General features: G+C 45.0%; 10 protein-coding genes and 1 pseudogene. 3 read left to right on the forward strand and 8 right to left on the reverse strand.

Annotated features, from left to right (window positions below; translation table 11 throughout):
• Nucleotides 1-72 precede the first annotated feature (72 nt).
• The gene (locus Q5691_RS26440) at nt 73-297 is read right to left on the reverse strand and encodes a hypothetical protein (RefSeq protein WP_333348089.1); all 225 of its coding nucleotides are present in this window, start codon (nt 295-297) and stop codon (nt 73-75) included.
• Complete coding sequence (locus tag Q5691_RS26445; protein ID WP_333216712.1) at nt 290-625, reverse strand: hypothetical protein; 336 nt, start codon at nt 623-625, stop codon at nt 290-292. Before Q5691_RS26445 ends, Q5691_RS26440 begins: the two co-directional genes overlap by 8 nt.
• 155 nt (nt 626-780) lie before the next feature.
• On the opposite strand from Q5691_RS26445, the gene Q5691_RS26450 reads away from it, so the two are divergent.
• Together Q5691_RS26450 and Q5691_RS26455 are read left to right on the forward strand one after the other, a co-directional pair.
• Nucleotides 781-3,504 (forward strand): valine--tRNA ligase, encoded by a 2,724-nt coding sequence (locus Q5691_RS26450; RefSeq protein WP_333348092.1) that lies wholly within the window; start codon nt 781-783, stop codon nt 3,502-3,504.
• A 247-nt stretch (nt 3,505-3,751) separates the two neighbouring features.
• Nucleotides 3,752-4,249: a hypothetical protein gene (locus Q5691_RS26455; protein ID WP_333216716.1), complete on the forward strand. Its 498-nt coding sequence runs from the start codon at nt 3,752-3,754 to the stop codon at nt 4,247-4,249.
• A 284-nt stretch (nt 4,250-4,533) separates the two neighbouring features.
• On the opposite strand, the gene crtB is transcribed toward Q5691_RS26455, so the two are convergent.
• Nucleotides 4,534-5,463: a 15-cis-phytoene synthase CrtB gene (crtB, locus tag Q5691_RS26460; RefSeq protein WP_333083196.1), complete on the reverse strand. Its 930-nt coding sequence runs from the start codon at nt 5,461-5,463 to the stop codon at nt 4,534-4,536.
• 91 nt (nt 5,464-5,554) lie between these two features.
• A complete protein-coding gene (gene pds, locus Q5691_RS26465; protein WP_333160049.1) occupies nt 5,555-6,928 on the reverse strand; it encodes a 15-cis-phytoene desaturase in 1,374 nt (457 codons plus the stop codon).
• A 230-nt stretch (nt 6,929-7,158) separates the two neighbouring features.
• Here pds and Q5691_RS26470 point away from each other — a divergent pair, with 230 nt between their 5' ends.
• A complete protein-coding gene (locus Q5691_RS26470) occupies nt 7,159-7,881 on the forward strand; it encodes a restriction endonuclease subunit R (RefSeq protein WP_445305849.1) in 723 nt (240 codons plus the stop codon).
• A 102-nt stretch (nt 7,882-7,983) separates the two neighbouring features.
• Here Q5691_RS26470 and Q5691_RS26475 read toward each other — a convergent pair whose 3' ends face one another.
• From Q5691_RS26475 to Q5691_RS26490, 4 genes and pseudogenes are all read right to left on the reverse strand, one after another.
• The gene (locus tag Q5691_RS26475; RefSeq protein WP_333348094.1) at nt 7,984-8,613 is read right to left on the reverse strand and encodes a TraX family protein; all 630 of its coding nucleotides are present in this window, start codon (nt 8,611-8,613) and stop codon (nt 7,984-7,986) included.
• Between the two features lie 595 nt (nt 8,614-9,208).
• Nucleotides 9,209-10,519 (reverse strand): hypothetical protein, encoded by a 1,311-nt coding sequence (locus Q5691_RS26480; protein WP_333348097.1) that lies wholly within the window; start codon nt 10,517-10,519, stop codon nt 9,209-9,211.
• A gap of 86 nt (nt 10,520-10,605) precedes the next feature.
• Nucleotides 10,606-11,694, reverse strand: a complete 1,089-nt coding sequence (locus Q5691_RS26485) for an SPFH domain-containing protein (protein ID WP_333348100.1) — start codon at nt 11,692-11,694, stop codon at nt 10,606-10,608.
• 122 nt (nt 11,695-11,816) lie between these two features.
• Nucleotides 11,817-12,393, reverse strand: a pseudogene (locus Q5691_RS26490) (Uma2 family endonuclease); the annotation flags it as partial.
• Between the last annotated feature and the right edge of the window lie 46 nt (nt 12,394-12,439).

Here is a 12,439-nt window from a genome sequence, read left to right on the forward strand (position 1 = left end):
CGTCTTAAGTTTAACTCCAATCAGGCAACTTAATGTTTTGTTACATAGATTGGTTTTTTCCCGCCTATCTACTTATCCACCACTTTTACCTTTTTGAGTGTCGCTATTTCGGACTCTCAACTTGAAGACTGCATAACCCACTCCAGCAATTCGATCTCCTGGGAGTTCTCCCCGTGTGAGTTGTTCGATAATGGGTTGAATATCATTGCGAATGCTGCGGTATTTTTTTGCCAGAGTGCGTAAATTGCGATTGAAGGTTGGTGAAACTATAACTTGAATTAAGGGCAAGTCAGTCATTTTCAATTCCTTCCCACATTTGAGCAACCGAAATGGTTTGCCCAGTCATGGCTTCGTGCCAAGCTTGCCGAAAATCTTGTAGAAGCGCTGCTTGAGATTGGCCCTCTCCGTCAATTTCTGAGGGTTCTGGAATACTAAAAGAATTAGCAGGAGGCATCTCCTGGATTTCTGCTGAGAAAACCTCTGGCAGATTATTTTGCGAAATGATTACCCCCTGACGTTGCTTTTGGCTTAGAAACTCTATAAAACTCGCAACTAATGCCAGATGTTCTGGAGAAAGTCGATCGAGCCATCGATCGATTTGATGTCGAAGTGCTGCTACATTCATAATGCCATCAAACCTTTTAATTTTACCTTCATTTTAACTTGACACTCCCCGCCTTGAATATCGGTCTTCCCTCTGCCTCTGACACGGATGCGGTTCAAAACTCTTCTCCTCCCTTCTATGGCACAATCTAAATAAGATAAAACCCTCAAGCCACCATGACCGCAAACCTACCCCCGCAATACGACCCCCAAGCCACCGAAGCTAAATGGCAAAAATACTGGGAAGAGAACCAAACCTTCAAAGCTGACCCCGAAAAAGGCGGCGAACCTTACTGCGTCGTCATCCCGCCGCCCAACGTGACCGGCAGTCTCCACATGGGACACGCTTTTGAAGAGACGCTGATTGATGTCCTCGTCCGCTATCACCGCATGACTGGACGCAATACTCTGTGGTTGCCGGGAACGGATCATGCTAGCATCGCAGTTCAAACTATTCTCGAAAAGCAACTCAAAGCAGAAGGCAAAACTCGCCACGATTTAGGCAGAGAAAAATTCTTGGAACGGGCCTGGGAGTGGAAAGCTGAATCGGGCAATACTATTACTAACCAATTACGCAGTTTGGGCGTGTCTGTCGATTGGTCGCGTGAACGCTTTACGATGGATGAAGGCTTATCCGCTGCGGTTTTAGAAGCGTTTGTCCGCTTGTACGATGAGGGGCTGATTTATCGCGGCAATTACCTGGTGAATTGGTGTCCGGCGAGTCAGTCTGCTGTGTCGGATTTGGAGGTAGACCAGCAGGAAGTTGAGGGCCATTTGTGGCATTTCCGCTATCCTTTGACGGACGGTTCGGGTTATTTGGAGGTGGCGACGACTCGGCCGGAAACGATGTTGGGCGATACTGGGGTGGCGGTGAATCCACAGGACGATCGCTACAAACATCTTATCGGTAAAACTGTGACTTTGCCGATCGTCAATCGCGAAATTCCAATCATTGCTGATGAGTTTGTCGATCCGACTTTTGGAACTGGTTGTGTTAAGGTGACTCCCGCCCACGATCCGAATGACTTCGAGATGGGTAAACGTCACAATTTGCCGTTTATTAACATTATGAATAAGGACGGCACTTTAAATGAAAATGCCGGAGAGTTCCAGGGACAAGACCGATTTGTTGCCCGGAAAAATGTGGTGCAGCGGTTAGAAAATGACGGGGTTTTGGTTAAAATAGAAGATTATAAGCATACTGTTCCCTACAGCGAACGCGGCAAAGTCCCGGTCGAACCTTTGATATCTACACAATGGTTTGTGAAGATCGAGCCTCTTTCTCAACGTGCTTTACAAGCATTAGATCAAAGTAACTCACCAGTCTTTGTTCCTGACAGATGGACAAAGGTTTATCGGGATTGGTTGGTGAAGCTGAAGGATTGGTGTATCTCCCGACAATTGTGGTGGGGACACCAAATACCGGCTTGGTATGCTGTTAGCGAAACCCAAGGCGAAATTACTGACACGACGCCGTTTGTAGTGGCGAAAACTGAAGCTGAAGCTAAGGAAAAAGCTACGGCTAAATTTGGTAATGACGTAGAGTTAACAAGAGATCCAGACGTATTGGATACTTGGTTTTCATCTGGGTTGTGGCCTTTCTCAACTTTGGGATGGCCGGACGAAACTAAAGATTTGGAGTTTTACTATCCGACAACTACTTTGGTTACAGGTTTTGATATCATCTTTTTCTGGGTGGCTAGAATGACGATGATGGCAGGACATTTTACTGAAAAGATGCCTTTTGATACTGTTTACATTCACGGTTTGGTGTTGGATGAAAACGGTCAGAAAATGTCTAAGAGTAAAAATAACGGTATCGACCCGCTGCTGTTGATTGGCAAGTACGGTACTGATGCTTTGCGCTACACTTTGGTTAAGGAAGTGGTTGGGGCCGGTCAAAATATTCGCATGGAGTACGATCGCAAAACTGATGAATCGAAATCGGTGGAAGCTTCGCGTAACTTCACGAATAAGTTGTGGAATGCCGCCCGGTTTGTGATGATGAATTTGGAGGGACAGACTCCGCAACAATTGGGAAGTCCTTCTGGGGGAGGTGGTTTGGAATTGTGCGATCGCTGGATTCTTTCTCGCTATTATCAAGTTGTGCAACAAAGCCGCAATTGTTTGGAAAATTACGGTTTGGGAGAAGCGGCAAAGGGACTTTATGAGTTTATTTGGGGCGATTTCTGTGACTGGTATATTGAGTTAGTCAAGTCTCGCTTGCAACAGGATGCTGAACCAAATTCTAAGAAAGGGGCACAGCAAACTTTTGCTTTTGTGTTGGAAGGGATTCTGAAACTACTGCATCCTTTTATGCCGCACATTACTGAGGAGATTTGGCACACTCTGACTCAAACAGGTGACGATCAATGTTTGGCTTTGCAAGCTTATCCTGAAGCAAACGCATCACTCATTGATTCTGATTTGGAACAGCAGTTTGAGTTGTTGTTCGGTACAATTCGCACTATTCGCAATTTGCGGGCAGATTCTGATATCAAGCCAAGTGTGAAGGTGACGGCGATTTTGCAAAGCGAAAACGAGAAAGAACGCCAAATAATCTCAGATGGAGGCGTTTACATTCAGGATTTGGCAAAAGTGGAAAATCTGACCGTAACTGCTAGTTTGGATACAGATTTGGGACAGACAATTACTGGGGTTGTAGGTACTGTGCAAGTATTGATTCCTCTGGCTGGGGTGGTCGATTTGGCGGCTTTGCGTGCTAAATTAGAAAAGAAGTTGAGCAAAGTGGAAGCTGAAATTAAGCATACTGCGGCGCGTTTGAGTAATCAGAAGTTTGTGGATAAGGCTACTCCTGATGTGGTTCAGGGGGCGAGGGATGCTTTGGCGGAAGCCGAAAAACAAGCTGAGATTTTGCGCGATCGGCTAAAGTTGTTTTAAGAGTTGACTGTTGACGGTTTTTAGTCAATTTGTAGGTGGCGTGAGGGCGAAAAACCTGGGAATCCCCAGGAAAATATTGACTCTCACGCACCACAGGCGCGATCGGCTAAAGTTGTTTTAAGAGTTGACTGTTGACAGGGGTGGGGGCGGGTTTAGGAGAGAGTTAGTTTCAGGCATAGATTTTTTGTAAAACCCGCCCCTAGAAGATAGCAAATCCTACAACCATCACCCATTACTAATTACCCTCATGTTATATTTAGCCCAAGTACAAAATCAGGAAAATTTAGGCGAGATAAGTCTGCAATTGCTGGCTTGCCAAAATTCTGATGATACTTGGGCTATTCTTAGTGAAGAAAGTTTCTTGACATTACAGAAAGATTTTGCTCAAAATCCAATTAACTCTGCAACGAATGTTTTAAATGCAGGGATTTTAGTATTAGCAAATGTTGACCAAAATAGCCAGGTTTTGGATATTCAAGCAGCTACAAACTGGGTACTACAATTAGTAGAGAAATATTTAACAACAGGTTTTACTCCCGATTTTTTGCAGCAAGAAGCCCAAAAAGTAGAAGATTGGAGGCAATCTCTCACTTTGCAGAGTCAAGAATTGTCTCGCCGCTTGATTGAAGTTGAAGCCCGCCGAGAACAAATTCAAAACTTAGAAGCAAAACTCCAGCAGGAAAAGCAATTGTTGGAAAGTTCGATCAACCAATTGAAAATTTCACCCGCTACACCGCCACTTTGACAAGCGAATTTCAAAGGTGGTACCCGCCACGTGATTTATCCGTGGAATCAATCCCAAATCGAAAATCGAAAATCCTCAAGCCCCCGCATTTATTCGTGGGGTCGCCTCTAAAATCTAAAATCTAAAATCTAAAATCGATTGACTCCAATTAACACACAACAGGTAGGGACACGGCACTGCCCTGTCCCCAAAAACCTAATATGCAATTTGCTGGACATCATATAATTTGTAACTTGACAAATACCCCTTACCCGTTGCCGAATCGCCAGCAAAATTGCCTGCGGTTAAAGCACTTTTGACTTCATCCAAGCGGCGGGGAGACACAGCAGTTTCTGAGAATTGGTAACATAAGCCCGCTTCTGAAACACATCATATTGATTGCGTTCGATCGCATTTAAGATCCTGCTGTACAGCATAGTAGCAGCCCAAACAGTCCAGCGGATATCGGGACTGAGTACTTTAATTCCCGGTTCGGCGCTGGCGTATAATTTGCGAGCTCGCTGAATTTGAAACCGCATCAATTCCCGCCAGCGGTTGTCAATTACACCATTGAATAAATCTTCTTCGGTGTAGTTAAACAAGGCTAAGTCTTCTAAGGGAATGTAAATACGGCCGCGGCGGGCGTCTTCTCCGACATCGCGCAGAATATTAGTCAACTGCTTGGCAATACCGAGGGAGATGGCTTCTTCTTTGGGAATTTTATTGCCCCAGTGCCAATTCCAGTTAGCAGCCGGATTCGACTCGTCTACACCCATGACAGACATCGACATCAGTCCGACAGTACCCGCTACTCGATAACAGTAAAGATTGAGCTCTTCAAAAGTTTCGTAGCGGCTGCGGTACAAGTCCATTTGCTGGCCCGCAATCATCTCTCGAAACGGCCCAATGTCGATCGGGAAACGAGACAGCGTATCCACCAAAGCTACGTCGTAGTCGTCGTGAGGATGGCCGGCAAACACAGATTCTAGCCGTTTTTCCCACAGATTGAGGGTTTCAGGGGTCGTTGCATCAGAACCCGGCCCGTCTACGAGTTCGTCGGTGCGGCGGCACCAGACGTAAATCGCCCAAATCGCCCGACGCTTGGCTTCGGGCATGAGTTGAGTGCCTAAATAAAAATTTTTGGCATAACTCGCCGTGACTTGGCGGCACAGTTCGTAGGAGTCATCAACAGAGGCCAGAGTTCTCATGCACTGGAGTTTTGACAGTTGCAGCATCCGAGAATAAGAAATTTAAAGATTAGAACTGATTTTCCCCCGTTTAGAAAACGGGAGATTTTTTACGTCTTTATGAAAAATTCTTAATTTTTCATTGGTTATTGGCCGTTGAAATAGCCTGCGCTGTCAGCTTACCAGAAAGCACGGCACCTTCCATACTCGCAAGATAACGCTGCATTGTATAATCCCCCGTTAGATAGAAATTGCTAATGGGAGTTGTTTGTGTGGGACGGCACTGCTGGCGTCCGGGAGTAGCTTTGTAAACGGAACGAGGGGTTTTGACTACGTGATATTTGAGCAGTTTGGCTGGTTCTGGGATTTGATCGGGAAAGAGTTTTTCTAACTCGACCATTGTGGCTGCGACGATATCTTCGTCAGATTTGCCTATCCAGTCTTTGGCCGGTGCTAAAACCAGTTCCAGCATGGATTTGTCTGGGTTGGCATATTCGCGGCAGGTGTTGCTCATGTCGGCGTAGACGCTTAGCAGGGGCGATCGCGAGAACAGCAAATGGTCGATATCAGTTAATTTGCGATCGAACCATAAGTGTACATTAATGACGGGTACTCCCTCCAAACCTTCGAGCTGTTTGAAATAATCCATTTCGCCCCAAGGTTTCGGCATCATCAGCTTCAGCGGGTCAACCGGCATCGCAGAAACGTAAATATCGGCCGTCAGAATTTCTGACTCTGCCCCTTTTACTCCCCGAATCTGGAACCCACGCACCGTGTTGTCATCGTTGAGCAAAAACTCCCCGATAGGTGCATTCAGCCGTACTTCACCGCCGCGCTCAGTTATGTAGTCTACCATCGGCTGACACAACCTCTCTGTGGGGGAACCGTCTAAAAAAGCCATTTTCGAGCCATTTTTCTCTTGCAGGAAGCGGTTGAGGGCTGTCAGCAGTATGGTTGCAGATATTTCGTGGGGGTCAATGAAATTGAGCGCCTTGGACATGGCGATGAATACTTCTTTTTCGACTCTGGGGGGGACGTTTTGCTTTTTCAGCCAGTCGGAAAACGAGTATTTGTCCATTGCTTCGACGTATTTTTGACCCTGAAGCATCGCCGGAATCAAACCTATACCAAAGCGGATTTTTTCGGGCCAGGTGAGCATATCGTTATTGCTCAGGATGGCTGCGACGCCGTTGAAGGGAGCCGGAAGGTCGGGAAAGTCAAAGCGGGAATAGGTTCCGGGGGTTTCCGGCTGATTGAAAATCATCGAGTGCTCTTTCCATTGCAGCCGGTCTTCGATGTCAAGTTCTTTGAAGAGTTGGAGCATATTCGGGTATGCACCGAAGAAGATGTGGAGGCCGGTTTCGTACCAGTCGCCGTCTGCATCTTTCCAGGCGGCGACTTTGCCGCCGAGTACGTCCCGACTTTCTAGGAGGATGGGGGTGTGGCCCGCGTCGGTAAGATATTTAGCGCAGGAAAGTCCTGCTAAGCCTGCTCCGGCGATCGCAACTCGCATTTGATACTACTTGGCCTCTGTGTTCGCTTCGGTTTAATTATACTTTACAACTCGTTACATTTTTTGGGAATTGGGGAAGGTGGATGTGAGGGGATTTGAGATTTGAGATTGCTCCCACAGCCGCAATCCGGGGGCTGGTGAGGACGACGCAGAGCTTTTTTCTGGCTCCCCAGCCGCGCTCCGGGGGCCGCGGGCCAAATTGCTTGATTGTCAAAGGACTGTTTTGAAAGATGCAATACCTCAGTATTAAGGAAAATTTAGCAAGTTTTGCTATCATTAATTATGAGGCAAATTTCAATAAATTAGTTGCATTTATGGTACAAACAATTCAAGCTAGAAATGTCGCACTAAACGATTTGGAAACCCAATTCAAAATTGAGTGGGTTGAGGATGACCAATTCTTTCGCGAGTGGCAAGATGATTTGCCAGAAATCAGCGATTATGAAAAACAGCGGCTGGACAGAGTGAAGGCAAGTTACAGGAATTTGCTCAAACATCCGCCACTTCTAGAAAATACAGTCAAAATGGTTGTGCTGTCTCCTTTTTTGGATTTAGCAGATTTTTATCTGGCTCCTTTTCATGTTACTTCCGAAAAATCTGTAGAAATTGTGGACGAAGATGAAGGACTGATTGTCAGTGGACAGTTGGATGTTTTGGCTTTGTTTCAGGAGTTTTGGGTAGTAGTTATCGAATCGAAGAAGGCTGCGTTTTCTTTGGAAGTAGGCATACCGCAGTTACTGGCTTATATGTTAGCGAATCTGAGTACCGATCGATCTACTTACGGATTGTTAATGAATGGGGCAGATTTCCTATTTGTCAAATTAGTTAAGCGGGAAACAGCACAGTACGCTTTTTCTCGGAAGTTTTACCTTTTCAATCCGGGGAATGATTTGTACAGCGTGCTGAGTATTTTGAAGCGCCTCGGTCAGTTGAATGTTGGCAATCTAGTTTAGAAAGCGATCGCACTCTTCTATGAGGGCGATCGCTCAGAGACGCGGTTGTACTTCGCGTAAATAAAAAATCAACAGTGAACTAATTAGAATCCCCAGTCTTATTTAGACAATTGTTCGCAGTGCCGCTAGCCCCCCAAGGTGTAATGGGTAAAAATAATAGAAAAATCTTTTTTCTAAAGCCGTTGGTTTTTGGTCTTTAGAGGTATCGTAGTATGCCAGAACTAGCGGTGTGAATATAGCGAAAATTTGAATCGAGCTTTGGCAACTAATTGTATATCCGATATTTGCTATAGTCCAGCCGAACCACCACAGGCGTGATCCTCCTCCTTTCCACCTAATCATCAATAGCGGGCAAGCCACTGCATACCAGCCGTAACTCACTCCTAAAATTTGAGCACTTACTAGACCTGTGCTTAAAACTGCAATTTTGCGATCGAAGCGTCGGATGTAGCTCAAAGTTAGTGCTGCTACGGCAAAGCTAAACATGATGTTTAACTGTAAATTTCCAAAAAGTAACATATGAGGTATTTGAGAAAGTACCCCAAATAATATCAATCGAGTAATTAGAGGATTTTTGTCCCCCGGTCGTTTCCAGTTTTGAGCAAACACCCAACTAAACAACGGGAAACTGAGGCGGCCGATGATACGCATGGGTTCTGCTTCAAGCATAAATCCGATGTGGTCTATTAGCATTAGAGCTGCGGCGAACCATTTAATTTGATTTTGATTCATACAATTGATTCTCCAATTATGTTGTTACTTTTTTATTTAGTAATTAAATATTTGTTTGATTTTTGACACAAAGCATTTACAAGTTTCGCTGTCTCAGTATGTTTAATATCCTATAAAAAAAAACGGCAGTTTTTCAACGTGTTATTAAATTTTGATAGGTCGTATTTTATATATCTTTTCTGAAAATAGTATTTTTTATTAAAATTCTCAGTACAATTAAATCGACTGTACTCATAATCTATCCTTAAAGCAACACCTAAATTAAAGAGAGCTTATTCTCTTTAATTTAGGTGTTGTAAAAAAATTACCTGAAAACCCTCTCGTGTACTCCTTAAGGTAGATTTACCTTAAATTTATTGATTCGGAGCAAATAAGAATTGAGTTAATTTTACTGACAAGCGAATTTCTTGATGGTACACGCCACGTGATTTATCCGTGAAATCAATCCAAAATCCAAAATCGAAAATCCTCAAGCCCCCGCATTTATCCGTGGGGTCGCCTCTAAAATCTAAAATCTAAAATCGATTGACCTCGATCGCGACTACTACACCTACGATGCCTCCGCAGCCTCCGGTGACTGCTCCATCCAGAATTACTAGAGTGTAGAGGGAACAGGCGCTGGCGGTAATTTTTGGCTGGGTACAGGTGCGGTAGAGGGAATAGGCGCTGGCGGTAATTTTTGGCTAGGTACAGGTGCGGTAGAGGGAATAGGAACTGGCGGTAATTTTTGGCTAGGTACAGGTAGGGAAGTTGGTTGAGGTTGCGGTTGAGGCAAACCGGGAACACGGATATATTTCCAATTACCAGTAAACAAGAGGTACATAACACCCGCAAGCACGACACCGCTAACAACAGCAGCAGTAATTTTCCAAACACTGTAGGGACGTTCGCCTTGAACTTCAGCGGTGCGAGCATTAACCATTACTTGATATCGTTGGTTTTGATAACGATAGGCACACAACCACACAGGTAGCAAAATATGCTTAAAAGTGATAGCATTGTAATCAGTGGAAATGCTGTGAACCCGCTGCTCGTCGCCACCAATATTCCTACAAACATCGAAATGAATAGTAGAGGCCATGACATTTTTAGCAGATTCAAATCCTTGAGTGAGAGAAACTTGCGATCGCTGCGCTTCAAACCCAGCTAAATAAGATGAATTGTAAGCGCGCAGCGACTCCTTGAGATGCCAAGGTTCTAACGCATCCAGACGCGGGCGATCGATCGAACTTGTAGCCGGAATCAGAATATCGTCAAAAAAGCGATCGACTCTGCCAGAAGCAGGCCACCACCTGGTATGCTGCACTTGGCGAGTTTTAGTTTCAGTTTCGCCCTGCGAGTTTGTTTCCGTATAAGTTTCAGTCACGTAGTAGTGTTCTCCGCGAGAACCTTGATAGTAACTAACCGTATAAGTGTCGTAAGTCCAAAACGGCAAATAAACCCCTTGAATTTTCTCCTGTTGCGCTAGGGATTTCAAAGCAGAGGGAGCAAACCAGCGATTGCTGAGCCATTTCTGAATGCTTTCTCTGGCCTGTTTATCAGTAACTTCAAAAGGTACAATTCCCTCTGGTTGCACACTAGGGCTGGCTTTTGCAGGTTGCGTCACAATTGGCGAAGCACAAAATGGGCATTTACCCGCTACTTTCGGCGGTTCAAAAGTAACACTTGCTCCGCAATCATTGCATTTTACTTCAAGGGCTGTTGTTGATAAAGTTGTCAGCGTCGTGCGATCGACTTGGAGATATTGTTCGTAAGAGTTCTCCTTTACCTCTTCAGCAGTTTGGGGAATTGCATCCTCCCAGCCACAGTAAGCACACTTGAGCTTTCCTGCTTGAGGGTTGAACTCTAAATAAGCCCCGCAGCTAGGACAGGGAAAACGTTTAACAGCAGGTTCAGAAGTATTCATAATAGTTTATTGGTGATGTAATTGGTAATTGGTAATCGGGAAAGCAGATTAATTACCAATTACCAATTAACTGAATATGCAAAATTTTAGGCTGCTGCTGGCGGGGGAGGCGGCGGTACTGTCGCCAACAAAGATGCTAATTCCGGCACTTGCGATGCTAACTTCCAGCCGTCAAAACCCGCACGCCACACCATTACCTGATGTGTTAAACCATTTTGCAAAAGTTGCTCCAATCCAAAAGGGCCTACTTGTTGACCGTTTTGGGCAATATACCACTGAGTTTGTGTTGGCGGGGGAGGTGGCGACGGAGTTTGCGATCCTGGTGACTGCATCATATTTGTCATTTGTTGACCTAGTGCCATTCCCATGCCAAATTCTAATGCTTGATTGCCGCCGCTGGGGTTATTTGCTGATGCTTCTATGGCGTTAGCAGCTTGATATTGGGTATATTGCTGCATATTTCCCAGAAGTCCGATCGAGGCTCGTTTGTCGAGTGCTTCTTCAACTTCAGGCGGCATCGAGATATTTTCAATTAATATCTGAGTTAATTCTAACCCAAACTGCTGGATACTTGGCTCTATGGCAACTCGTACCTGTTCGCCCATCTGCGTGTAGTTGGCTGCAAAGTCCAGCAGGGGAACGCGGGAATTGCCAACCCAATTAGCAAAGGCACTGACTATTGTATTGCGTAGTTGTTCGCTGATTTCATCTACTTGAAATAGTCCGTCAGTGCTGATTAGTTGTTTTAAGAGTTGTTCTGGATGGGAAACTTTAATGTTGTATGTGCCAAAAGCCCGCATTCGCACTGGGCCGAGTTCTGGATCGCGGATAATTACAGGGTTAGAGGTTCCCCATCTCAGGTTGGTAAATATTTTGGTGTTAAAAAAGTAGACTTCTGCTTTAAAGGGAGAGTTGAAACCGTAGGGCCAACCTTTTAAGGTACTCAGAATGGGTAAGTTACGGGTGTACAGTTCGTGCATTCCCGGAGCGAATACATCGGCAACTTGACCTTCGCTGACAAAGACTGCTATTTGTCCGGGTCGTACAGTTAGTTTAGCACCTTGTTTAATTTCGTTTTGGTGACGCTCAAATCGATAGGCAATGGTGTCGCTGGTATTGTCTAACCATTCGATGATATCGACAAATTCGCCGCGAATCTTGTCAAAGAGTCCCATAGATTTATTTTGGGTTGTTGTTTGATTTTAGCTTCAATAGGAGCGATCGATGTTCCCGATCGCCATTGTAAAGTTTTTAGATGCGATCACTGGGGATGGGCGCGATCGCCCTTGCAGACAATTCACAATTCCGGTTCAATGCCAGCCGATCGCAACTGAGCGCGCAATTGCTCTAATTGGTCTTCGGCGCGATCGGCTCTTTGCCGCTCTTGTTCTGCTCTTTCAGATCCAGATAACAACAGATTCCCTTGACTATCCCACCAGCGCAACCAAGGTAATTCCACATTTTGATACATACCTTGCCAAATTCCCAATTCCACTCCTAATAGTGCGATCGGATAATGACCGCGCTCATTTGCAGCAACTAATTGATACCTATTTTCGATCAAATGATAGACTTCAACGCTAGCCTTGGTTACTTCATAAATACCGTAAAATGCCGGATGGATGACATTTTCATAAATCCAGAATTTACCCGGCTTAGTTTCCTGTTAACCGATCGCAAAAAAGGCGTTCTGTCCCGTTCTTCTGCACCATTGCCCGATACAAAGTCTAACACAATTAACGGCGATACAAATTCTTGCCACATCACATAATAACGGCGCGATTGACCATCAATAGTTGGCGGAACATTAGGGGTACATAAAACCAGTCTGGCGCTTCTGCACCCAGGGTAAGCTCATCTAATTTGGTATAAATTGTACTTGACAAAAAAAACAAAATACACAGGGATCCCCCTCGTCAT

Origin of the sequence: Microcoleus sp. w1-18aA5 (genome assembly GCF_036701705.1) — a bacterium.
Classification (GTDB): domain Bacteria; phylum Cyanobacteriota; class Cyanobacteriia; order Cyanobacteriales; family Microcoleaceae; genus Microcoleus.

Bases quoted from the DNA above. Each gene is read 5' to 3' on its own strand.
- Q5691_RS26440 (WP_333348089.1), bottom strand. From the start codon at position 297: ATGACTGACTTGCCCTTAATTCAAGTTATAGTTTCACCAACCTTCAAT.
- Q5691_RS26445 (WP_333216712.1), bottom strand. From the start codon at position 625: ATGAATGTAGCAGCACTTCGACATCAAATCGATCGATGGCTCGATCGA.
- Q5691_RS26450 (WP_333348092.1), top strand. From the start codon at position 781: ATGACCGCAAACCTACCCCCGCAATACGACCCCCAAGCCACCGAAGCT.
- Q5691_RS26455 (WP_333216716.1), top strand. From the start codon at position 3,752: ATGTTATATTTAGCCCAAGTACAAAATCAGGAAAATTTAGGCGAGATA.
- crtB (WP_333083196.1), bottom strand. From the start codon at position 5,463: ATGCTGCAACTGTCAAAACTCCAGTGCATGAGAACTCTGGCCTCTGTT.
- pds (WP_333160049.1), bottom strand. From the start codon at position 6,928: ATGCGAGTTGCGATCGCCGGAGCAGGCTTAGCAGGACTTTCCTGCGCT.
- Q5691_RS26470 (WP_445305849.1), top strand. From the start codon at position 7,159: ATGCAATACCTCAGTATTAAGGAAAATTTAGCAAGTTTTGCTATCATT.
- Q5691_RS26475 (WP_333348094.1), bottom strand. From the start codon at position 8,613: ATGAATCAAAATCAAATTAAATGGTTCGCCGCAGCTCTAATGCTAATA.
- Q5691_RS26480 (WP_333348097.1), bottom strand. From the start codon at position 10,519: ATGAATACTTCTGAACCTGCTGTTAAACGTTTTCCCTGTCCTAGCTGC.
- Q5691_RS26485 (WP_333348100.1), bottom strand. From the start codon at position 11,694: ATGGGACTCTTTGACAAGATTCGCGGCGAATTTGTCGATATCATCGAA.